Source organism: Serinicoccus sp. CUA-874, assembly GCF_001942225.1.
Classification (GTDB): domain Bacteria; phylum Actinomycetota; class Actinomycetes; order Actinomycetales; family Dermatophilaceae; genus Ornithinicoccus; species Ornithinicoccus marinus.
Genome location: NZ_MKJZ01000038.1, coordinates 187,885 through 210,233, shown reverse-complemented (window position 1 = coordinate 210,233; position 22,349 = coordinate 187,885). Strand labels below are relative to the sequence as shown.

Below are 22,349 nucleotides of genomic sequence, written 5' to 3'. Positions count from 1 at the left end.
CCACAACACCAACCACGGGGGTGACCAGTGCCATGGCCAAACAAACATGGCATCAAAAAACAAACACGCTGTTGAGTTCTCAAGAATCGGACACACACCATGATCCGGCGTTTGTGGCGCCGTGATGTCCGGGGCTTTCTTCCTTCAAGGTTACGCATCCCGACTCATGCGAGTCAAACTCGCTCCCTGGCGTCTGCCAGAGGTCGAGAGGCGTGCTGCCAGACCCGGGACCGGCCACCTGTGCGGTGTCCGTGCCTCCCTGTCGGTGCGGCGAAGAGCAACTCTAGGTCAGGTCTCCCCGTGCAGCCAAATCCGCAGGTCAGGAGGCCTTTCGGAGCGCTGCCAGGCTCTTGCGGCCACGGCGGAGCAGCACCACTTGGCCGTGCAGGAAGTCGTCCTCGGCCAGCGAGAGCTCTGCGTCGCCGGTCTTGCGGTTGTTGACGCTGACTCCCCCGTCCGCGAGGAGCCGGCGGGCCGCGCCCTTGCTGTCGGCCAGGCCGGTCACCACCAGGGCGTCGACGAGCGGGGTGCCCGCCGGTGCCTCGGCGCCCGGGAGCTCGGCGGTGGCGTCCCGCAACGTCTGCTCGTCCAGCGCGTGCGGGTCCCCGCGCCCGAAGAGGACCTGGCTGGCCATCTCGACCTGGTGCGTCGCCTCCTGCCCGTGGACCAGGGTGGTGACGTCGGCGGCCAGCGCCCGCTGCGCGTCGCGCAGGTGCGGCCGCTCGCGTGCTGACTCCTCCAGACCGGCGATCTCCTCCGGGGTGCGGTCGGTGAAGACGCGCAGCAGCTTGGGCGTCTCGGAGTCGGCGACGTTGATCCAGTACTGGTAGAAGGCCCAGGGCGAGGTCATGTCGGCCGAGAGCCAGACCGCGTTGCCCTCCGACTTGCCGTACTTCATGCCGTTCTCGTCGGTCAGGAGCGGAGTCGTGAGCACCTGCACCGCGGCTCCCTCCACCCGGTGGATGAGGTCCACCCCTGCGGTGAGGTTGCCCCACTGGTCCTGGCCGCCGGTCTGCAGCGTGCAGCCGTACTCCCGGTAGAGGTGCAGGTAGTCCAGACCCTGCAGCAGCTGGTAGCTGAACTCGGTGTAGGAGATCCCCTCCTGGCTCTCCAGCCGCGCCGCGATGGCGTCCTTGCGGATCATCTGGTTGACCCGGAAGTGCTGCCCGACGTCGCGCAGGAAGTCCAGCGCGCTCAGGGGGGCGGTCCAGTCCAGGTTGTTGACCATGAGCGCCGGGTTGTCGCCGCCGAACTTTAGGAACGGCCCGACCAGCTCCTGGATGCGGGCGACGTTGGCCGCCGCCTCCTCCTTGGTCTTGAGGGTGCGTTCGGCGGTGGCCTTGGGGTCGCCGATGAGCCCGGTCGAGCCACCCACCAGGCAGATGACGCGGTGCCCCGCCCGCTGCAGGTGGCGCAGCACGACCAGCTGCACCAGGTTGCCGAAGTGCAGCGAGGGCGCCGTCGGGTCGAACCCGCAGTAGACCGTGACGGGCTCCTCGAGTGCCTCGCGCAACGCGGCCTCGTCGGTGGTCTGCGCCAACAGGCCACGCCACTGCAGCTCGTCGAGGATGTTGGTCACCGTTCCCGGTCCTTTCGTCGGCGGGGCGTGGCCGTCCGGCCACGCCGCCCGCACAGCCTAGCGGCGCACGGCGGCCCGGTAGGTCGAGACCGTCGGCTCGTCGTCCAGCCAGAACCGCCACGGGTAGCGGCGCCCGGACCCACCCTCACCGCTGACGCCCACCCGGGGACCACGCCGCACCACCGGTGCCCGGCTCGCCGGCTCCGGATGCGTGAGGTATGCCGGTGCCCCGGCCGCGCAGAGGTCCAGGCCGTCCTGCTCCCGGCCCAGGCCGACCGCGCGCGCCAGGTTGCCCGGTCCGCGCGCCAACTCCCGGTCGGTGACCACCGAGGCGGACCGGCGGGCACGCTGCCGCCGCTCGCGAGCGACCTCGTCGCCGCGGACCACCTCCCCGGCGCGGAGCAGGACCGCCGAGGCCCGGCCCGCCTCGCCCGTGACGACGTTGGCGGCCCAGTGCATGCCGTAGCTGAAGTAGCAGTAGAGGTGACCGGCCGGGCCGAACATCACCTGGGTGCGCGGGGTCGGGCCGCGGAAGGCGTGCGACCCCGGGTCATCGGTGCCGGCATACGCCTCGACCTCGGTGATCCGGAGCGTCACCGGACCGTGGACCAGCAGGCTCCCGAGGAGCAGCGGCGCCACGTCCAGCACCGGACCGGCCAGCTCCGCCCGGGTCCACCGACGGTGACCGGCCACCGGCTCAGTCGCGGACGACGGGCAGCTCGCCGACCCAGTGCCGCAACCGGGCCACCTGCTTGAGCAGGTGGGCGCGCTGCTCGGTCACCCGGACCGGTGCCGTGCCGCCGTGGGCGTTGCGCGAGGCCAGTGACCCGGGCACGGACAGCACCGAGCGGACCCCGGGCGTCAGGTGCTCGCTGATGGCCGCGAGGTCGTCGTCGTCCAGGTCCGCCAGGCCGATCCCCCGCTCCTCGCACGTGCGGACGCAGGCGCCGGCGACCTCGTGGGCGACCCGGAAGGCCACGCCCTGGCGGACCAGCCACTCCGCGACATCCGTGGCGAGGGAGAAGCCCTGCGGCGCGAGCTCCTCCAGCCGCTCCTCGTGGACCTGGAGGGTCGCGACCATGCCTGACACGGCCGGCAGCAGCACCTCCAGCGTGTCGACCGCGTCGAAGACCGGCTCCTTGTCCTCCTGCAGGTCACGGTTGTAGGCCAGCGGCAGCCCCTTGAGGGTCGCCAGCAGCCCGGCCAGGTCACCGATGAGCCGGCCGGCCTTGCCCCGGGCGAGCTCGGCGACGTCGGGGTTCTTCTTCTGCGGCATGATGCTGGAACCGGTCGAGAAGGCGTCGTCCAGCGTGACGAAGCCGAACTCGGCGGTCGCCCAGAGGATGACCTCCTCGCTGAGCCGGGACAGGTCCACCCCCACCATGGCCAGCACGAAGGACATCTCGGCGGCGAAGTCGCGCGAGGCGGTCCCGTCGATGGAGTTCTCGGCGGCCCGCGGCATCCCGAGGTCGTGCGCGACGGAGACCGGGTCGAGTCCGAGCGAGGAGCCTGCGAGCGCGCCGGACCCGTAGGGCGAGACCGCCGCCCGCGCGTCCCAGTCGACGAGCCGCTCGACGTCGCGCAGCAGCGCCCAGGCGTGCGCCTGCAGGTGGTGGGCCAGCAGGACCGGCTGCGCGTGCTGGAGATGGGTGCGCCCCGGCATCGCGACGTCCGGGTGGGCCGCGGCCTGGTCGACCAGGGCCTGCACGACGTCCAGGACCTTCGCGCCGAGCAAGCGGGCCTGGTCACGCAGGTACATGCGGAACTGCGCCGCGACCTGGTCGTTGCGGGAGCGGCCGGCGCGCAGCCGACCCCCGACGTCGGCGCCGGCACGCTCGATGAGGCCCCGCTCCAGGGCCGTGTGCACGTCCTCGTCCTCCGGCAGCGGCACGAAGGTGCCCGCGTCCACGTCGGCCCGGAGCCGCCCGAGCGCGGCGAGCATCGCCTCCAGGTGCTCGTCCGACAGCAGGCCCGCGCGGTGCAGGACCCGCGCGTGGGCACGCGACCCGGCCAGGTCGTACGGCGCCAGCCGCCAGTCGAAGTGCGTGCTCTTGCTCAGGGCTGCCAAGGCGTCGCTGGGGCCGCCGGTGAAGCGGCCTCCCCACAGGCTCACGGTCATGTCGGCCATTGTCCCTGACCGGCCCGCGGTCTCAGTGCTCGGGCTCCGCGGCGAGTCCGAGCAGCCGCTCGGCGGTCGCCGGGCCGCCGTCGAGGTCGGTGGTGATGACCAGGATCGTGTCGTCGCCGGCGATGGTCCCGAGGATGTCCGGGGCGTCGCTGCGGTCGATCGCCGAGGCGAGGAACTGCGCCGCCCCCGGGGGCGTGCGCAGCACGACCTGGTTGCCCACCGAGCGCGCGCTCACGAGCAGCTCCTGGCACAGCCGTGCCAGCCGGTGGCTGACCTCCCTCGCGTCCTGGGCCGGGCGCGGCGTGGCGTCGCCGCCCTCCCCTGGCACGGCATACACCAGCTGGCGGCCGCGGCGGACCTTGACCGCCTCGAGGTCGACGAGGTCCCGCGACAGCGTCGCCTGCGTGACCGAGATGCCGTCCTCCCCGAGCAGGTCCAGGAGCTGTCCCTGGGACCCGACGGCGTGCCGCTCCAGCAGGTCGGAGATGCGCTGGTGCCGCGCGGCGCGGGTCATGGGGATGGAGGTCACGCTGCACGACTATACAGCCCACTGCATGAGTATGCGGTCGTGTCGGCTGGGCCGCTCTGGTCGCCGGTTCGTCATCCGGGAGCCTCATCGAACAGGCTCGCGAGTGACCTCGGGGCGTCCAGACGCGGTCGTGGACCTCAGTCCGGCCAGAGCTCGCGCAGGAGAGCGACCGCCGCCTCGCCGCGGGACCGCTGGAAGGCGCGCAGCGTCGGCAGGCCGGGCACGGGCGGGCGACGGGCCACGTCGAGCAGGAATCCGCCCAGCCCGGCGACCACCCCGAGGACGTCCTCGCGGGTCGCGCCGAGCGCCTCGATGCGGGGCAGCTGCGCAGCCAGGTCCACCTCGCCGACGGCGCGGACATCGATGAGCAGCGACGCCGCGTCGAACCACGGGGCTCCTCGGCTGGCCCAGGGCCAGTCGACGACGCGCACCTGTCCGTCGGGCTGGACCAGCAGGTTGTCCGCCCGCACGTCGGTGTGGGCCACCGCGTCGCCACGCAACCGGTCCACCGTGCGCCGCGACAGCTCGTGCAGCTGGTCCAGCCGCGCCGTCACCCAGGGGTCGAGGTGCTCCGGCGGGTCCGCGTCGAGGCGTGCCCAGCAGCCGAACTCGCCCGCCAGCTCGGCGGCGAGGTCGGGCCAGGCCGCGGCGCCCGGTGTCCGGCGATCTCGCCCAGGGCGTCGAGCGTGGCCGCCAGCTCGGCGGTGCTCCACGGGGCCTGCGGGTGCCGACCGTCCACCTCCTCGGTGAGCAGCGCGGCCCAGGTGCCGTCGTCGTAGGCGCCCAGGAGTGCCGGGGCGACAGCGAGACCGTCGTGGCTCAGGCTGCGCAGCACCGCGACCTCCCGGCGGTGCAGCCCCGGGGAGTCCGGGTTCTGCCCGCTGCTCACGGCCTTGACGAAGGCGCGCCGCCCGTCCGCGGTCTCCACCCGGTCTGCCGATCCCGGCGAGAAGCCGGTGGGCTGCGAGTCGGCCCGGACCACCCGCGCGCCCAGCACCTGCTCTGCCCAGTCGTGCACCCGCTCCGGCAGGTCCGCCCACCTGAGCCGGACGCCGAACTCGCTCACCGGGGCGCGGCCAGCGGGTCATCCTCGCCCCACGGCCGCAGCCGCAGCATGCGCGCCCCCTCCCCCAGGCCACGGCGGGACCACTCGCGGAGGGTGTCGAGGTCGTCGGCGCCGGCCCGGACCATCCGCCCGGAGAAGCCGTCCAGCTCCCCCTCGGCGAAGGCCAGGAGCAGGGCGGTGACGTCCTCGGGGGCGGTCCACTCGGTGCGGCCCTCGTGCATCCGCATGGCGTGCGTCATGTCGGTCTCGACCACGCCGGGCGCCAGGTCGAAGGCGTGCACGCCGTGCTCCGCGCCGGCCTGCGCCACCCCGCCGGTGATCCGGGCGAGCGCCGACTTGGACGCGCAGTATGCCGTCAGGTCGGCCCGCTCGCGGGTGCCGGCCCCGGAGTTGAGGTTCACGACGCGGCCGCCGCCGGCGGCGATCATGTGCGGCACGACCGCGCGGGTGAGCAGGTAGGGGCCGCGGACGTTGGTGACCATCACCTGCCACCACTCGTCCACGTCGGACTCCCACAACGGCACCTCGGTCTCGATGAGACCGGCGTTGTTGACGAGCAGGTCGATCCGCCCGTGCTGCTCGACGACCGCCGCGACGACCGAGGCGACCTGGTCGGCGTCGGTGACGTCGCACGGCATACCCCGCGCGCCGTCCGCGACGGTGCCCGAGCGGGACAGCCCCACCACCGCCCAGCCGGCGTCGCGCAGCGCGCGCGCCGCGAGGTCGCCGATGCCCCGCGAGGCGCCGGTGACCAGGGCGACCCGCTGCTGCGTCACCGCTGCACCGCCTCGTGGTCGGCGACCGCACGGCCCACCGCTTCGTCGCGGGCGGCGTTGACCTCCTGGGTCGTCAGCGTCCGGTCCGGGGCGCGGAAGTGCATCCGCCAGGCCAGCGAGTGCTTGTCCTGCGCCACCTGGTCCCCCGCGTAGACGTCGAAGAGCTCCAGGCTCTCCAGGAGTGTGCCCGCCCCCTCCCGCAACGACCGCTCGACCTCGCTGAAGCGGACCCCACGGGGGACCTCGAGCGCGACGTCGGAGGTCGCCACGGGATGGGTGGACAGCGGGGCGACCTGCGTGCGGTGGTCGCTGGCGCGCACGAGGACGTCGAGGTCGAGCTCGGCGGCGCTGGTCCGGTCCGGCAGGCCCAGCCGCTGCACCACCTTCGGGTGGAGCTCGCCGGCCCAGCCCACGCGGGTGCCGTCGGGGAGCGTCAGGTCGACGCAGCGGCCCGGGTGGAAGGGCGCGCGGGTGCTCTGCTGCCGGCGGACCTCGACCCCGAGGGCGTCCGCGACCGCGTGCGCCCAGCCGACCACGTCGACCACGTCGACCGGGCGGCCCCGGCCCCACCATCCGGCGCGGTCGGCCTGCCCGGCCGCCATCACGGCGACGTGCCAGGGCTGCGCCGGGACCGCACCGCGGATCTGCGCCAGGACGTCGTCGGCGGGGACCTCACCGACCCCGGGGACCGGGGCCATCGCGTCCGGCTCGGGGTGGGTGACGGTGTCGATCTCGAAGAGCGCCACGTCGCGGTTGCCGCGGGAGACGTTGCGCAGCACCGCCTCCGGCAGGGTCTGCAGCAGCGCGGTCCGCATGAGGGGCGCCTCGTCGGACAACGGGTTCGCCAGCCGGACCGCCTGCCGGTGCGGGTCGTCCTCGGCGAGCCCCAGCTCGTCGAAACGGTCGGCGCCGACGAAGGGGTAGGTCAGCACCTCCTGCAGGCCCTGCCCGGCGAGGGCCGTCGCGACGGCGCGCCGCGCACGCTGCCCGTGGGTGAGGCCGCGTCCACCGATGGCGCGGGGCACCACGGAGGGGATCTTGTCGTAGCCGTCGACCCGGGCGACCTCCTCGACGAGGGTCGGCGCGTCGGTGAGGTCCGGCCGCCAGCTCGGGGCGACCACCGACACCCGGCGCGGGTCGTCGGTGTCGAAGACCTCGCAGCCGATCATCACGAGCACCTCGCGCACCCGGTCGAAAGAGTAGTTGACGCCCACGTAGGCGGTGGGCATGGTCAGGTCGAGCTCGATCGCGGCCCGCTCGGCACGCTGGTCGACGTCGGTGATCGCCGGGTCGGCGGTGCCCCCGCCGTGCTCGACCAGCAGGTCGACCGCGAGCTGGGCCGCGGCAGCCGTCACGTCCGGGTCGACACCGCGCTCGAAGCGCTTCGCCGCCTCGCTGGACAGCTTGTGCCGGCGCGACGTGCGTCCGACGGTCCGCGGGTCGAAGTGGGCCGCCTCGATGAGGACGTCGGTGGTGACGCCGGGCGTCACCTCGCCGTCCTCGCCGCCCATGACCCCGGCCAGCGCGAGCACCCGCTCGCCGCCGTCGGTGATGAGCAGGTCCTCGGGGTCGAGCGCGCGGTCCACGTCGTCCAGGGTGGTCAGCCGCTCCCCCGGACGGGCCCGTCGCACCACGACCGGACCGTGCAGCGTGGCCAGGTCGAAGGCGTGCAGGGGCTGCCCGAGGGCGAGCATGACGTAGTTGGTGACGTCCACGGCGAGCCCGATGGGCCGCATGCCGGCCTGGGTGAGACGGCGGGCCATCCACTCCGGCGTGGTGCGGGTCAGGTCGATGTCGCGCACGACCCGCGCCAGGTAGCGGTCGCACCCGGCGACCCCCTCGAGCGGCGTCTCGTCGGCGAGGCGGACGGCATACCCCTCGCCGCTGCCGGCGTCCACGGCGAGCGAGGCGGGGTCGGTGAAGACCGCACCGGTGGAGTGGGAGTACTCCCGCGCGATGCCGCGGACCGAGAAGCAGTAACCGCGGTCTGGCGTGACGTTGACCTCGACGGTCTCGCGGTCCAGCCCGAGGACGCCGATGAGGTCGTCCCCCGGCGCGAGCCCGGCGACGACCTCATTGGGCAGGAGCCGGGGCAGCACGAGGATGCCGTCGTGGTCCTCCCCGATCCCCAGCTCGCGGACCGAGCAGATCATGCCGGCCGAGACGTGGCCGTAGGTCTTGCGGGCGCTGATCGTCAGCGGCCCCTGCGGGGTCGGCAGCGTGCCACCGGGCAGGATGACGGCGACGAGGTCGCCGACGCCGAAGTTGTGGGCGCCGCAGACGATGCCCTGCGGCTCGCCGGTGCCGTTCGCGGCTCCGACGTCGACCTGGCACCAGTTGATCGTCTTGCCGTTCTTCTGCTCCTCGGGGGTCATCTCGAGGACCCGGCCGACGACGAGCGGGCCGCCGACACCGCTGGTGTGCACGCCTTCCTCCTCGAGACCGACGGCCACGAGGTCGGCGGCGATCTGCTCGCCGGTGACGCCCTCGGGCAGCGTGACGTAGTCGCCGAGCCAGTCGACCGGAACCCGCATCAGATCTCCATCCCGAACTGCGCGTTGAAGCGCACGTCTCCCTCGATCAGCTCCCGCATGTCCGCGATGCCGTGGCGGAACATCGCGGTCCGCTCCACGCCCATCCCGAAGGCGAAGCCCTGGTAGCGCTCCGGGTCGACCCCGGCCGCGCGCAGCACGTTGTGGTTGACCATCCCGCAGCCGCCCCACTCGATCCAGCCGGTCCCGCCGCAGGTCCGACAGCCTGGGTCCTCACCGCGGCAGACGAAGCAGCGGAAGTCCATCTCCGCGCTCGGCTCGGTGAAGGGGAAGAAGGCGGGGCGCAACCGGCTGACGATCCCGGGGCCGAACATCGCCTCGGCGAGCCGGTCCAGCGTGCCCCTGAGGTGGGCCATGGTCAGGCCCTCGTCGATCGCGATGCCCTCGAGCTGGTGGAAGACGGGGGTATGCGTGGCGTCCAGCTCGTCGGTGCGGAACGTCTTGCCGGGGACGGCGACGTAGAGCGGGACGCCGCGGTCCAGCAGCGACCTCGCCTGGGTGGGCGAGGTGTGGGTGCGCAGCACCAGCCCGGCCTTGGCCGGGTCGACGAAGAAGGTGTCCTGCATCTGCCGGGCCGGGTGGTCCTTGTCGAAGTTGAGCGCGTCGAAGTTGAACCACTCCGCCTCGACCTGCGGCCCCTCGGCGATCTCCCAGCCCAGGCCGACCATCGCGTCGGCCATCCGCTCGGCGGTGACGGTGAGCACGTGCCGTCGGCCGAGCGGCCGACGACCCGGGGCGACCGTCAGGTCCATCGCCTCCTCGACGAGGATCCGCTCGTCGCGCTCGGCCTCCAGCTCGACCTGCCGGGCGGCGAGGGCCTGGTTGACCCGACCCCGGGCCTGGCCGACGAGCTTGCCCGCCGCGGCCTTCTCCGAGCCCGGCAGCGAGCCGATGGTGCGGTTGGCCAGGGCGAGCGGTGACCGGTCACCCGCATGCGCCAGACGGACGGCCTTGAGCTGGTCCAGGTCGGCGGCCCGCTCGATGGCGATCAGCGCCCCCATGACGTGACCGTCGACCGTCTCGGGCGCGAGATCGGGGACATGGGGAGCAGGCATACCGTCGGTCGGGTCGGGGGCATCGGCTGCAGACACGGCGGCCAGTCTAGGTGCGGACCGGTCCGACCCTCGACCGGGTTTCGTCCGACACCCACCGGCGTCGCCCGGTCGGGACGGGATCACGGGAGGCGGGATCGCGCGGCGGCGGAGGCGTGCAGGCACACGGTGGCGGCCATGGCCAGGTTGAGCGACTCGGCGCGGGTGATGGGTATGCGCACCCGCGCGTCGCAGCCGGAGCTCACCTCCGGCGGCAGCCCCCAGGCCTCGTTGCCCATGACCCACGCGTGCCGGCCGGTGAGCCCGGCATCCGGCAGCACGGTCTCGCCGGAGCCGTCCGCAGCGAGCAGCCGGATGCCCCGCTCCCGGCAGGCCGCGAGCAGCTCCCCGACGGGCGTGCCCACGCTCACCGGCAGGTGGAAGAGGGCGCCGACCGTGGAGCGCACGACCTTGGGGTTGTGGACGTCGACCGAGGCGTCGCTGACCAGCACCGCGTCGGCCCCGAAGGCACTGGCCCCGCGCAGCACGGTGCCCGCGTTGCCGGGGTCGCGCACGTGGGTCAGCACCACCGCGAAGCCGTCCTCCCCCACCGCGTCCAGCGCCCGCGCCAGGGGGACGTCGACCCGCTCGGCGACCGCCAGGACGCCCTGGGGCGAACCGGTGTCGGCCATCGCCGCCAGCACCTGCTCGGTGCCGCGGTGGACCGGCCGCCCGGCGGCCACGGCGGTGTCGACCAGCTCGCGGTGCCGCTGTGCCGCCTCGTCGGTGAGGTAGACCGCCCGGGCCCGCCCCGCGGCGTGCCGCAGCAGCTCCCGGACGGCCTGCGGCCCCTCCACCAGGAAGGTGCCGGAGCGCTCCCGGGCAGCACGACGCCCCAGCGCGGCGACCGCCCGGACCCGCTCGCTGCGAGGGTTGCTCAGCAGCGGCTGGTCGGGGTCGCTCATGCGCCGGGGCGTCGGTGGTGCCGGGGTCAGGCGTCGTGCGCCGTGGCTCAGGCGGCGGACTCGGCCTTCTCGCCCGCGGCCGGCACGTTGGCCTTGGCGAGCTCGACGAGGGTGGTGAAGGCCGCCTCGTCGTGCACGGCGAGCTCGGCGAGCATCCGGCGGTCGACCTCGACACCGGCGGCCTTGAGGCCCTGGATGAACCGGTTGTAGGTCATGCCGTTGGCGCGCGCACCGGCGTTGATCCGCTGGATCCAGAGGCGACGGAAGTCACCCTTGCGGGCGCGACGGTCGTTGTAGCTGTAGACCAGGCTGTGGGTGACCTGCTCCTTGGCCTTGCGGTAGAGCCGGCTGCGCTGCCCGCGGTAACCGCTGGCGCGCTCCAGGACGACCCGACGCTTCTTGTGGGCGTTGACCGCCCGCTTCACGCGTGCCACGTGAGTACTCCTTGACTAGTGCTGGGGGTGGGAAGTTTCAGGGGTGCCGGCTCAGAGGCCGAGCATCTTCTTGACCTTGCGGACGTCGCTGGGGGCGACCTCCTTGTCGTTCACGAGCCGGCGCGCCGCCTGGCTGGTGCGCTCCTGGAACTTGTGCACGTGGCGTGCACGCTGGTGCATGATCTTGCCGGAGCCGGTGACGCGGAAGCGCTTCTTGGCACCGCTGTGGGTCTTCATCTTCGGCATGAGCCGATCTCCTTCGTCGTCTCCGCCCGGGGTGCCGGGCGTGGTCCTGGGGTATGCCGTGGGTCCGGGGCCGCTGGGCCCCGCACCTCACTGCGGGTCGGTGGCGAGCGTGGCCTCGTCCGACGCGGCCTGGGTGCGCTCGGCGTCGCGCCGCTTGGCCTGCCGGACCTGTGCCTTCTTGGCGGTCGGCCCGAGCACCATCACCATGTTGCGGCCGTCCTGCTTCGGGGCGCTCTCCACGTGGCCGAGCTCGGCCACGTCCTCGGCCAGGCGCTGCAGCAGCCGGAAGCCGAGCTCGGGCCGGGACTGCTCGCGGCCACGGAACATGATGGTGACCTTGACCTTGTCGCCGGCCTTGAGGAAGCGCACGACGTGGCCCTTCTTGGTGCCGTAGTCGTGGTCGTCGATCTTCGGTCGGAGCTTGATCTCCTTGATGACCGTGTTGACCTGGTTCTTGCGGGCTTCCCGGGCCTTCATGGCGCTTCGTACTTGTACTTGCCGTAGTCCATGAGCTTGGCGACCGGGGGGCGCGCCATCGGGGCGACCTCGACCAGGTCGAGGTCGGCCTCGGCCGCCAGCCGCAGCGCGTCCTCGACGCGCACGATGCCGACCTGTTCCCCGTTGGGGCCCACCAACCGCACTTCCGGGACCCGGATGCGGTCGTTGATGCGAGGCTCGCTGATGTGCCTGCTCCTTCGTCGTCGTGTCTGACGACCCCGGGCACAGAAAGGCCTCCTGGCACCTGGTGCGCAAGAGGCCTGTCCCCCACGGTCCGGCGCAGCACGCACACCCGCAGGTATGCGCTGCAGCCGCCGCTCGGAGGCGGTGGCGGACCGTGTCGGACCCGGCGACCCGGAGGTCGGCGCGGGTGGGAGCTGAGCCCCTCTTGCACGTCGGACGCCGTGGCGCCCGACTGGTCGATTCATCATTCTAGCAGACGGCAGGCCCGCCCCGACCGTGGTCGAGGCGGGCCTGCCACCGGCATACGCCGGTGTCAGCGCCTGCTCAGCAGCCGATCTTGCGGAGGGCGTAGTCCTCCGTCACGATCCGCCCGCGGGGCACGCGGATCTCGTCCACGGTCGGTCGGTAGCCGTCCTTGGCGACGATCGCCTGGTACCTGTTGGTGAGCACCCAGTAGGCGTACGAGCCGTCCTCCTCGGTGAGGAGGCTGTAGCGGCGTGGTCGCCCCGTCGCGGCGTGAGGTCCACGACGGCACCGCCCAGCCCGACCCGTGAGGAGTCGCACTCGACACCCTCCACGCTGCCCTGGAGCTTGCCCCAGTTGCGCGGCGGATTGACATGCATCGTCACGTCGATCGGGTCCAGGTCCTGCGGGGTGCTGGTCCGGATGCCGATGCCCGCGGTGTAGTCACCCGGCTGCGCCACGTTGGCGTCCGTGGTCACCCGCACCCGCACCCGGTCGCCGGGCTCGATGGTGAACTCCATCGGGTCCACCGTCAGCCAGTCGACGTCGGCGCCGGTGGCGCCGCAGTCGTCGTAGCCGGGCAGCTGCTCGGCCACGTCGATCGGGGTGAAACCACCGGTGGACCCGCCGACCTTGGCGATGCCGCAGGCGGCACCTCCGCGGTAGACGGCCGCACTGCTGGCCGGCATCTCGACCCAGTCGCCGCTGGCACCGTCGAACGCGAAGCTCGCGTTCGTGACCGCGCCGCCCTGGACACCGCCGTTGACGATCATCTGACCGTTGGCGCCGGCCGACTGCCCGGCCCACACGTCCACCGGGGCGTCCGGCAGCGCGGTCCAGGAGTCGTCACCCGGGTCGTAGGCGTAGCTCTCGGCGATGCCGCCGGCTCCGTCGTTGCCTCCGGCGCAGATCACCTGGCCGTCGACGCCACCGCACGAGGCGAAGGCGACCGCCACGGGGTAGTCGGCCAGCTGGGTCCAGCTGTCCGCTCCCGCGTCGTAGGCCATCACCGCGTCGGTCGCCGGCAGGCAGTCCGCGGTGGTGCACCCACCGACGGAGTACAGCAGCCCGTCCACCACGGCGGTCCCGGCAGCCGAGACCGCGACCGGGGCGTCGGCCCCGCCGGTCCAGGCGTCCGCGCCCGCGTCGTAGACGTGGGTGGCGGTGGACACGCCACCGTCGACCCAGCCGCCGCTGGACACGATCTGCCCGTTGACGGATCCTGCCGTGACCGCCGAGGCGGCCTCGGGCAGAGGCGCGACCGCGGTCCAGGCCATGCCCTCGGCGTCGTACCGGTTCACGTCCGCGAAGGCGGCCGTGCCGGTCGTCCCGCCGAGGGTGTACCAGGTGCCGTCGAGGTTGACGACGCGGTTGTCCATGGCCACGCGCGGGTAGTTGCCCAGCGGCGTCCAGGGATCGGCGGCGACCCGCAGCGGGTCGGCCGCACCGGCCTTGCCCATGCCGGAGGCTGCGGCGCCGAGCGAGGTCTCCACGTCCAGCGAGACCACCTCACCACCCTCGCCCTCGGCGGCGGGACCCATCGTGTCCCGGCTGCCGTCGACGCGGAGGATCTCCACCCCGCCGGCCTGCTCGGTCAGCGTGACCTCGGCCGACCCGGACCCGGTGTTGGTGAACGTCACCCGGTGGCGACGCTCCGAGCCCAGCGGCTGGTAGACCTCGATCTCGTCGGTGTCCACCTCGATGAAGCCGGACCCCAGGCTGAAGTCGGCCCGGACGGCGGCGGAGTCCTCCACCGTGACGTCCTGCGTGACCGAGGAGTAGCCGCGGGCACTGGCCTCGAACGGGTGGGTCCCCGGGGTGCCCGAGAACAACCAGTAGAAGCCGTCGTCGAGGTTCTCGTCCGCCGGCGTCGCCGTGGTGAGCGCGGTCTCCTCCGGCACGTCGAGGTTGGTCACCGTGGCGCCCACGACGCCGGTGCCGTCCTCCTCGGCGTAGACGTTGCCGACCACGTAGCCGCCCTCGCCCGTGGGCGAGCAGACGCGGTTGCCGAGGAAGACGTCGTCCACCTCCCACCACCAGTCGTACTCCGCCTGGTACATGTGGAAGGCGACCCGGACGTCGCTCTCGCCGGCCGCGTCGGGCAGCGGGATGACCTGCGCGTCCGGCCCACGCACCGAGGCGTCCTGGGACAGCACCGTGGTCCACGTCTCTCCACCGTCGAGGCTGACCTCGACGTCGGCGAGGTCGTCACCGAGGGAGTACCAGTCCTGGCGGAAGCGACCACCGGCTCGGACAGGTCCGACATGTCGCGCTGGGGCTGATCAGCAGGCTGTCCTGCGATCCGCCCGAGCCGTAGAAGTCGGAGTCGAGGACGGCGAAGTTGCCCTCGCCGCCGGTGAGGTTGTCCCGACCGCCCGGGTTGTCGAAGGCCCAGACCTCGCCGGTGCCGGCGTTGTCCACGACCTCCCAGCCCTCGGGCGCGGTGGTCCCGTCGAAGCTCTCGGTGACACCGTCGACGACGAAGTCGTACCCCGGCGCGATGCAGGTGGCCGAGTCGACCGGGACCGAGACGTCGAGGGAGTCACCGGAGGTGGCCTCGACGGTCGGCGCCGTGTAGCCCGGGTACTGGACCTGCACCGTGAGGTCGAAGGTCTCCCCCTCGGGAAGGTCCAGCGAGAACTCACCCGTCTCCGGGTCGGTGAAGGTCGCCGCCGGCGTGCCCTCGGCGCTGACGCGGGCATACAGCGGGAAGCCGTATCCCGAGCCGTCCGTGACCGTGCCGGTGACCGCACCGCTCGCGACCGGGTCCAGCGCGGCGTCCACCGTGGTGGTCTCGCCCGCCGTGACCGTGGCGCTCGCCGTGGCGGTGGCGTAGCCGAACTTGCTCATCGTGAGGTCGTAGTCACCCGCCGAGAGCTGGGCCTGGTAGGTGCCCTCCTCGTCGGTGAGCGTGCTGCGCTCGATCGGGCCGACGATGTCCACCGAGGTGTCCGGCAGCGGGTCCCCGCTGGCGGCGTCGGTGACGGTGCCCTCCAGGGTGCCCGCGTCGCCGATCGGCGCCGAGTTCACCAGCTCGAGGGCGTCCAGCCGTCCCTCGCCGAAGACGTTGTTGTCCTCGGCCGTGCCACCGCACTGCAGGTCCTCGGTGTTGACGGCCGTGCCGTCGAGCAGCCCTCGGGTGCCGTCCACGTCGCCCACCAGGGCGGGCGCCCCGGACCAGGCGAGCGCCACCGCGCCCGCCACGTGCGGCGAGGCCATCGAGGTGCCCGAGTAGACGGCATACCCGTTGCCGGGGACCGAGGACCGGACCGCGCTGCCGGGTGCGGAGATGTTCGGCTTGATCTCGCCGTCCTGACCCGCACCGCGTCCGGAGGACCCGGAGATGGTGTGACCGCTGTTGTAGTTGCCCACGGAGTAGGCCACGATGCGGCTGCCGGGCGAACCGGCGCTCTCGCAGGCCGGGCCGCTGTTGCCGTTGGCGAAGACGCCGAACTGGCCGCTCGCCGCCCAGGCCTCGATGACGTCCTCCATGAAGGGGGCCGTCGAGGGGCCCTGGGTGCCCCAGCTGTTGTTGATGACGTGGGGGCGCTTCGAGACGTCCGGGTTCTCACCCTCGAGGTCGCGCGGCTCGAGCATCCACTGGCCCGAGGCGATGAGCGCGGCGTCGGTGGGGCAGCAGCCGTTGGCCGCGATCCACTTCGCCCCGGGCGCCACCCCCACCTGGTTGTCCCCGCCGTCGTCGCCGACCATCGTCCCGGTCACGTGCGTGCCGTGCCCGTCGTTGTCGGCGGGCGCGTCGGGCGAGGTGCCCGCGGCGTCGAACCAGTTGTAGTCGTGGTCGAACGTGCCGTCACCGTTGTTGCCGCGGTAGGCGTTGACCAGGGCGGGGTGGTCGAACTGGGCGCCGGTGTCGATCGAGGCGACGACGACCCCCTCGCCCCGGATGCCGAGGCCCTCCCACACCGCCGGGGCGTTGATGTCGTCGACCCCCCACTCGACGGCCGCCGGGGCCATCTGCTGGTCCTCCTCCTTGAGGTCCGGCACCTCGATCGTCAGGGTCGGGTAGATCCCCTCCACCCCGCCGGCCGAGGCCATCGAGGTCACGAGGTCCAGGTCCGCGCCGCCGACCCGGATGGAGTTGGTGGCCCAGAACGCCTGGTAGTCCACGTCCTGCGTGTCCAGCTGTTCCTTGAGGTCGGCCTGGCTGGCGTCGGCCGATGCCTGCAGAGCATCGACGACGGCCTGACCGCGCTTGTCCCAGTCCTGGATCGTGGAGAACTGACTCAGGTCGGGACGCGCGGCGAAGCGCACCCAGACATCGGCCCGCCCCCCGCTCGCCACCTGCTCGTCGACCTGGGCGTCGATCTTGTCGTCCAGGCTCGGCTCGAGCCCCCCTGGTGCCGCCACGGCCGGCACCGTGGCCGCCAGCCCTGAGGCAACGAGGGCGCCGGCGGCAAGACCTGCGCACCAGCGTCGTCGGTGATTCGAATGCATCAACTGTCCTCTCGGTTGAGGTGTATGTCGGGTGACCTACGTCACCCTGACTGGTCGAACCTAGGGAGCGGCTGTGCGCAGAACAACGACAGGACGTGGGCAACACGTGCACAAAGTGGGTAGTTGGCGGGTCCCCGGATCCGGCCGGACAGCACTGGATCGACGCCCCTGCCGGACGCCGATCTCCCTCCCGGTCACAGGCTCCTGAGGGCACCTCCGCGCAGCGGCGCCAGGGGCGCGAGCCGGAAGCCGACGCCGCGCACGGCGGCGAGGTGGACCGGGGCGGAGACGGCCTCGAGCTTGACCCGCAGCCGCCGCACGACGGCGTGGAGGTGGGAGCAGTCGCCGGTGTACGTCGTCCCCCACACCGTGCTGGTGAGGTCGGCGAAGCTGAGCACGCGGCCGGGGTCGGCAAGCAGGGCCTCGAGCAGGCCGTACTCCAGGGGGGTGAGCTGCTCGCTCTCCGGGGCGTGCACCACGCTGCGGCTGTCGGCGTCCAGCCGGAGGCCGCCGGGCTGCGAGAGTCGTTCCGGGACGTCGCCGGCGAGCGCCTCGCGGGCCTCGGCCACCGAGCCCACGACGAGGACGGTGCCGGGCCAGCCCGCCCCGGCCAGGCTGGCGAGGTGACCGGCGGTCGCCTCGGAGAGCACGACCACCATGACGGTTTCGGTCTCGGTGTGCCCCTCGGGCACCGGCGCAGCGGGCACCCGCGAAGGTATGCCGTCCGTCACCGTCACCCGTCACCTCTCTACCCTCTGTGCGCCTCCCCCGGCGCCACTCGTGCGATTCACGCTAGGAGGGGGTGAGGTGCATCACAAGGCCCTTGACCAACTCCATACCCAGGTTTTGCCCGGCCTTTGCGATGCGCGGCGCGATCACCGGCGGAGGCGACCGGTCAGTCTCCCCTAACTTGAGTGGTTCAAGTTGTGGTGGTCGGATCAGTGCATGAGCACGACCGACCTCGCCCCATCCCTGCGTGGTGCCGGGCTGCGGGTGACCCGCCCCCGGCTGGCGGTCCTCGGCCTGCTGCAGGAGAACCCGCACGCGGACGCCGCCCAGGTGGTCTCGCTCGCGCGCCGGCGCGCCGAGGGGATCTCCGTCCAGGGGGTCTACGACGTGCTGTCCGTCCTGTGCGGGGCGGGCCTGGTGCGCCGCATCCAGCCGGCCCACGCCGTCGCCCGCTACGAGCTCGACCTCGGGGACAACCACCACCACGTCGTCTGCCGCTCCTGCGACGTCCTCGTCGACGTCCCCTGCGCCGTCGGCTCGGCCCCCTGCCTCGACCCCGCCCCCGCCCTCTCGGTCGGCTTCGACGTCGACGAGGCCGAGGTCATCTACTGGGGCCTGTGCCCGGACTGCGACCCGACCCCTCAGCTGCCCGCATGTCCACCACCACCAAGGAGAAGGTATGACCTACCCCGGATACATCAACGCCGAGCACTCCGGCGAGGGCCCCGAGCCCACCGGAGGCACCACCACCAACGGCGCGCCGCACGACTCCGACCGCAACAGCCTCTCGGTCGGGCCGAACGGCCCGCTCATGCTGCACGACGTCAGCCTCGTCGAGGCGCTGGCGCACTTCGACCGCGAGAAGGTCCCGGAGCGCCTGCCCCATGCCAAGGGCTCCGGCGCCTTCGGCACCTTCGAGACGACCGAAGACGTCACGGCATACACCAAGGCCGGGATCTTCCAGCCCGGCGCCAGCAGCGAGGTCATCAGCCGCTTCTCCACCGTGGCCGGCGAGCAGGGCTCCCCGGACACCTGGCGCGACGTGCGTGGCTTCTCGGTCCGCTTCTACACCGACGAGGGCAACCTGGACATCGTCGGCAACAACACCCCGATCTTCTTCGTCCGCGACCCGCTGAAGTTCCCGAACTTCATCCGCTCCCAGCGCCGCACGCCGGACAGCGGGCTGCGCGACCCCAACATGCAGTGGGACTTCTGGACCGCCAACCCCGAGTCCTCGCACCAGGTGAGCTACCTCATGGGCGACCGCGGGCTGCCCAGGACGTGGCGCGAGATGAACGGCTACTCCTCGCATACCTACATGTGGGTCAACGAGCAGGGTGATCGCTTCTGGGTGAAGTACCACTGGCACAGCGACCAGGGCGTCCACAACATCAGCAACGAGGAGGCGGACCGCCTCGCCGGTTCGGACGCCGACTACCACCGGCGTGACCTCTTCGAGGCGATCGACCGTGGGGACCACCCGAGCTGGACCCTGTTCGTGCAGGTCATGCCGTACGACGAGGCCAAGACCTATCGCTACAACCCGTTCGACCTCACCAAGGTGTGGCCGCACTCGGACTACCCGCTCGTCAAGGTGGGCCGGATGACGCTGAACCGCAACCCGGAGAACTGGTTCGCCCAGATCGAGCAGGTGGCGTTCTCGCCGTCCAACCAGGTGGTCGGCACCGGCGTCTCCCCCGACAAGATGCTGCTGGCCCGGGTGTTCTCCTACCCGGACGCCCAGCGTCACCGCATCGGTGCCAACTTCACCCACCTCCCGGTCAACCAGCCCAAGGTGCAGGTCAACGCCTACCAGTTCGACGGGCCGATGGCCTACCTGCACTCGGGGAGCCAGCCCACCTACGTCACCAACTCCTACGGTCGCCCCTGGTCGGACCGGACCGGCCCGGTGGAGAACGGCTGGGAGGCGGACGGCGAGCTGGTCCGCCAGGCCTACGACCTGCGTGAGGACGACAGCGACACCGGGCAGGCCGCCCTCCTGGTGGGCGAGGTCTACGACGACGCCCAGCGTGAGCGCCTCGCCCAGACGGTCGGCGGCATGATGGGCGCCTGCGACCCGATGATCCGCGAGCGGGTCTACGAGTACTGGCGGAACATCCACCAGGGCGTGGGTGAGCGGATCGAGCTGATCGCCGCCGAGGCCGAGGTCCGGGAGAGCGACGGCGGCACGCCGCAGGTCGAGTCCCTGGGCGAGTCCCGGTCGGACCTGGTCGGCAGCCACCGCTGACCCGGCGGCGCGCCGACGCCGCAGATCGACTGGAGCGCCCACCGCCGCACCGCGGCCGGTGGGGCGCTCCCGCGTGCCGGGATCCCTCCACGTGGTGCGTCGGTCGTCGCAGGCTCAGGCGGTGGCGAGCCGGAAGGTGACGGCGTCGATGCGCGCACGGGTCTCGGCGTCCACCGCGAGAGCCTGCCCGACCCGGGTGACGAGTGCCTGCACCTGCGGCCCGGAGAGGCCCGGGCGCAGACCGAGCTCGACCACGAGCTCCCCGCCGGACCCGGCGAGCCGGTGCGCCACGACGTCCTCCTCCTGCTGGACCGTGGCCGCCACGGCAGCGGCCACCTGTTCGTCCCGGTGCGCGGGCACCCAGTCGCGGGTCATCGCGAGGGCCCACACCATCGACCAGCTCAGCGTGTAGGCCGGTGGACCGGGTGCGGGGGCCAGGTCGAGGGGGATCACGGTGCAGCCCTCCTGGACGGCGGCCAGCGCCGCGCGCTGGGCGGTGACCGGGACGGGGCGGGCCTGGGGGTCCCACGCCCCGAGCGCCGCGGTGCTCGTGAAGGCCGGCAGCGCCCGCTGCCCGTCCGGCGCGACGAGGGTGACCGAGGCCATGTCGCTGCTCGCGTCGGCGGGGATGCCCGAGGAGGTGTCGACCTCGCCGGCGACCGCGACGACCGGGACGATCAACCGCGCCCGGGCCACCGCGGCAACGACGTCCTCGGCAGCCGGCTCGGGGTCGACGCCGCCGAGCAGCCGGGAGAGGCGCTCGTCGGCGGCCCCGGTGTCACCGTCGAAGCCGGTGCCGGTGAGGGTGCGTCCGGACCACGGGGTCCCGGCGGTGTCGGCGCCGTCCTGCGCCCGGTGGTCGGCGAAGCGGTGGCTCACGAGCAGACCTCCAGGGCGTCGGTCAGGGTGAAGGCGCCCTCGTGCAGCGCGGCGCCCAGCACGAGCTCGTCGACCGCGGGCGACTCGCGCAGCCGGACGACGTCCTCGAGGTCGGCCACACCACCGGAGGCGGTCACCGGCGACCCGACCAGCGCGGCGACGGAGGCGAAGAGGTCGAGGTCGGCGCCGGTGCGTCGGCCGTCCCGGGAGGCGTCGGCGACGAGCACGCGCACCCCGCCGTCCCGCAGCACCGGGTGGTCGCCGAGGACGTGCTCCGGCGGCCCGAGGACCAGCGGGGTGCCGCGGGCGACCACCTGCCCGTCCCGGACGTCGACCGCGACGACCAGCCGCTCCCCCAGTGCCGCTGCGGCGGACTCGACTAGTTCGGGGTCGGCCAGCGCCGAGCTGGCGAGGACGACGCGCCGGGCCCGGGTGCCGGCCGCCCACCTGACGTCGGCCTCGGTGGCGATGCCTCCGGACAGCTGCACCGGCACGGGTATGCCGTCGAGCAGCTCGGTCATGAGGTCCGGGTCCCCCCCGCGGCCGAAGGCCCGGTCGAGGTCGACGAGGTGCAGCATCGTCGCGCCCTGGTCCACCATCGCCGCGGCGACGGCCGCGGGGGCGTCCGCATGGCCGGCACGCACCTGGGTGGCCCGGCCACCGGCGACGTCCACGGCCGGGAGCAGGCTCAGCGTCCCCGTCACGACAGGACGCCCAGCTCCTGCCGGAGCCGCACCGAGTCGCGCACGGCGTCCTCGAACCACTCGACCTGCCGGCGGTCGGGGACGACCCGGACCGCGCCGGGCAGGTCGTCGGCGCGGGCGGGCTCCTCGACGAGCCGGGTGCCAGGGAGCCCGAGCGTGGCCATGACCGCCTGGAGCATGAGGGCGGGGCGCACCCTCGTCTCGTGCAGCAGCTCCACCAGCTCGTCCCGGGTGCCCGGGTCCGCACCGGCCAGCCGCACCAGCTCGGCCGGACCGGCCAGGTCGAGACCCGGCGGGCGCAGCAGCCCCTGCTCCGGCTCCCAGACGACCCACCGCACGCGTCGGCGCCGACCCCCGCCGTGGACGGTGACCAGGGCGCGGCCGTCGACCTCGAAGAAGCCCAGCCCGGGTGCCGCCCTGGCGGGCAGCGCGCGGCAGGCGCTGACGAGGCCACCGTCCTCGTAGGGCGGTCCGGCCTGCGAGCCGCCTCGGGTCACCACCGCCGTCCACCCCTCCAGCGGCACGACGGTGACGGGCACGACGCTCGCCCCCACCCAGGTGTCGACCTCGGCGCGCGGCCCGGCCGACAGCAGGAGCCCGGCCGATCGCGCGGCGTCGCTGGCGGTCGTGGGCGGAGGGGTCACGCAGTCATCCTACGGATCGGTGGGGCCGCTCCCGCCCTCGCCACGGCGCGTGCCCCGCGACCGGCCGAACGGGTCCTGGCGCGGGGTCGGGAAGTGCCCCGCCGACCGCGGCGGGGAGGACACCCGTGGGCGACCGAAGCCGTCGGTGCGGCGGTCGCGCGGTGGGCCGCGTCGGGCGCCCCCGCCGAAACGGGGCCGCGTGGGCGCGTCCCCGGACTCCGCCTCCTCGTGCCGCGGCGGTCGGTTGCCGTAGAGCAGCCGTTCCACCACCTCGCGGGAGTGTCGGGCGATCCGGCGCCAGTCCTGGGCCAGGGCGGCACCCTGACCCGGCTCCCGGCGCATGACCCGGGACATCCCCTCGGCGTCGCGCAGGTCGCTGGGCACGCTATCCACGGCGCGCCCCCGCCAGACGATGCCGGCGTCGCGCAGTTGAGAGGCGGTGGCCCAGGCCACCAGCAGC

The 22,349-nt window shown here is 73.1% G+C and carries 20 protein-coding genes and 2 pseudogenes; 2 read left to right on the top strand and 20 right to left on the bottom strand.

The window, feature by feature from the left end:
• Positions 1-319 precede the first annotated feature (319 nt).
• The 16 genes and pseudogenes from tyrS to BJF80_RS16710 form a co-directional block, all read right to left on the bottom strand.
• The gene (gene tyrS, locus BJF80_RS16775; RefSeq protein ID WP_075815362.1) at positions 320-1,579 is read right to left on the bottom strand and encodes a tyrosine--tRNA ligase; all 1,260 of its coding nucleotides are present in this window, start codon (positions 1,577-1,579) and stop codon (positions 320-322) included.
• Positions 1,580-1,636: 57 nt separating this feature from the next.
• Positions 1,637-2,272 carry a DNA-3-methyladenine glycosylase gene (locus BJF80_RS16770; RefSeq protein ID WP_075815360.1) on the bottom strand — a complete coding sequence of 212 codons (636 nt, stop codon included), beginning with the start codon at positions 2,270-2,272 and terminating at the stop codon, positions 1,637-1,639.
• Positions 2,273-2,276: 4 nt separating this feature from the next.
• A complete protein-coding gene (gene argH / locus BJF80_RS16765; RefSeq protein WP_075815358.1) occupies positions 2,277-3,707 on the bottom strand; it encodes an argininosuccinate lyase in 1,431 nt (476 codons plus the stop codon).
• Positions 3,708-3,729: 22 nt separating this feature from the next.
• A complete protein-coding gene (gene argR, locus BJF80_RS16760) occupies positions 3,730-4,221 on the bottom strand; it encodes an arginine repressor (RefSeq protein ID WP_075815356.1) in 492 nt (163 codons plus the stop codon).
• Positions 4,222-4,373: 152 nt separating this feature from the next.
• Entirely contained in the window at positions 4,374-4,790 is a 417-nt protein-coding gene (locus tag BJF80_RS19445) for a phosphotransferase family protein (RefSeq protein ID WP_202817243.1), read from the bottom strand.
• A complete protein-coding gene (locus BJF80_RS19440; RefSeq protein ID WP_202817242.1) occupies positions 4,787-5,302 on the bottom strand; it encodes an aminoglycoside phosphotransferase/kinase family protein in 516 nt (171 codons plus the stop codon). Before BJF80_RS19440 ends, BJF80_RS19445 begins: the two co-directional genes overlap by 4 nt.
• On the bottom strand, positions 5,299-6,078 hold the full coding sequence (locus BJF80_RS16750; RefSeq protein ID WP_075815354.1) for an SDR family oxidoreductase: 780 nt from the start codon (positions 6,076-6,078) through the stop codon (positions 5,299-5,301). The genes BJF80_RS19440 and BJF80_RS16750 overlap by 4 nt, the downstream gene beginning before the upstream one ends.
• Positions 6,075-8,612, bottom strand: a complete 2,538-nt coding sequence (gene pheT / locus BJF80_RS16745) for a phenylalanine--tRNA ligase subunit beta (protein ID WP_075815352.1) — start codon at positions 8,610-8,612, stop codon at positions 6,075-6,077. The genes BJF80_RS16750 and pheT overlap by 4 nt, the downstream gene beginning before the upstream one ends.
• A complete protein-coding gene (gene pheS / locus BJF80_RS16740; RefSeq protein WP_075815350.1) occupies positions 8,612-9,685 on the bottom strand; it encodes a phenylalanine--tRNA ligase subunit alpha in 1,074 nt (357 codons plus the stop codon). The genes pheT and pheS overlap by 1 nt, the downstream gene beginning before the upstream one ends.
• A 119-nt stretch (positions 9,686-9,804) precedes the next feature.
• Positions 9,805-10,626, bottom strand: a complete 822-nt coding sequence (locus tag BJF80_RS16735) for a TrmH family RNA methyltransferase (RefSeq protein ID WP_075815347.1) — start codon at positions 10,624-10,626, stop codon at positions 9,805-9,807.
• Positions 10,627-10,673: 47 nt separating this feature from the next.
• A complete protein-coding gene (gene rplT, locus BJF80_RS16730; protein ID WP_022925541.1) occupies positions 10,674-11,060 on the bottom strand; it encodes a 50S ribosomal protein L20 in 387 nt (128 codons plus the stop codon).
• A 51-nt stretch (positions 11,061-11,111) separates the two neighbouring features.
• Positions 11,112-11,306 (bottom strand): 50S ribosomal protein L35, encoded by a 195-nt coding sequence (rpmI, locus tag BJF80_RS16725; RefSeq protein WP_022925542.1) that lies wholly within the window; start codon positions 11,304-11,306, stop codon positions 11,112-11,114.
• An 87-nt stretch (positions 11,307-11,393) separates the two neighbouring features.
• A pseudogene (gene infC / locus BJF80_RS16720) lies at positions 11,394-11,989 on the bottom strand (translation initiation factor IF-3).
• A gap of 357 nt (positions 11,990-12,346) precedes the next feature.
• Positions 12,347-14,386 carry a carboxypeptidase regulatory-like domain-containing protein gene (locus BJF80_RS19435; protein ID WP_202817241.1) on the bottom strand — a complete coding sequence of 680 codons (2,040 nt, stop codon included), beginning with the start codon at positions 14,384-14,386 and terminating at the stop codon, positions 12,347-12,349.
• A 52-nt stretch (positions 14,387-14,438) separates the two neighbouring features.
• Entirely contained in the window at positions 14,439-16,598 is a 2,160-nt protein-coding gene (locus tag BJF80_RS19430) for a S8 family serine peptidase (RefSeq protein WP_202817240.1), read from the bottom strand.
• A gap of 281 nt (positions 16,599-16,879) precedes the next feature.
• Positions 16,880-17,422 carry a winged helix-turn-helix domain-containing protein gene (locus tag BJF80_RS16710; protein WP_143553792.1) on the bottom strand — a complete coding sequence of 181 codons (543 nt, stop codon included), beginning with the start codon at positions 17,420-17,422 and terminating at the stop codon, positions 16,880-16,882.
• Positions 17,423-17,630: 208 nt separating this feature from the next.
• Between BJF80_RS16710 and BJF80_RS16705 the strand changes: the two are divergent.
• Both BJF80_RS16705 and BJF80_RS16700 read left to right on the top strand, forming a co-directional pair.
• Positions 17,631-17,921: pseudogene (locus tag BJF80_RS16705) on the top strand (Fur family transcriptional regulator); the annotation flags it as partial.
• A gap of 172 nt (positions 17,922-18,093) precedes the next feature.
• Positions 18,094-19,662 (top strand): catalase, encoded by a 1,569-nt coding sequence (locus tag BJF80_RS16700; protein ID WP_083673770.1) that lies wholly within the window; start codon positions 18,094-18,096, stop codon positions 19,660-19,662.
• A 114-nt stretch (positions 19,663-19,776) separates the two neighbouring features.
• Here the strand turns inward: BJF80_RS16700 and BJF80_RS16695 are convergent, their stop codons facing one another.
• The 4 genes from BJF80_RS16695 to BJF80_RS21335 are packed head-to-tail and all read right to left on the bottom strand — an operon-like array spanning position 19,777 to position 22,342.
• The gene (locus BJF80_RS16695) at positions 19,777-20,541 is read right to left on the bottom strand and encodes an SseB family protein (protein ID WP_075815343.1); all 765 of its coding nucleotides are present in this window, start codon (positions 20,539-20,541) and stop codon (positions 19,777-19,779) included.
• The gene (locus BJF80_RS16690; RefSeq protein ID WP_075815341.1) at positions 20,538-21,245 is read right to left on the bottom strand and encodes a 1-(5-phosphoribosyl)-5-[(5-phosphoribosylamino)methylideneamino]imidazole-4-carboxamide isomerase; all 708 of its coding nucleotides are present in this window, start codon (positions 21,243-21,245) and stop codon (positions 20,538-20,540) included. Before BJF80_RS16690 ends, BJF80_RS16695 begins: the two co-directional genes overlap by 4 nt.
• The gene (locus tag BJF80_RS16685) at positions 21,242-21,889 is read right to left on the bottom strand and encodes a hypothetical protein (RefSeq protein WP_075815339.1); all 648 of its coding nucleotides are present in this window, start codon (positions 21,887-21,889) and stop codon (positions 21,242-21,244) included. The genes BJF80_RS16690 and BJF80_RS16685 overlap by 4 nt, the downstream gene beginning before the upstream one ends.
• Before the next feature lie 9 nt (positions 21,890-21,898).
• Positions 21,899-22,342, bottom strand: coding sequence for a hypothetical protein (locus BJF80_RS21335; RefSeq protein WP_075815337.1), 444 nt, complete (start codon positions 22,340-22,342; stop codon positions 21,899-21,901).
• Between the last annotated feature and the right edge of the window lie 7 nt (positions 22,343-22,349).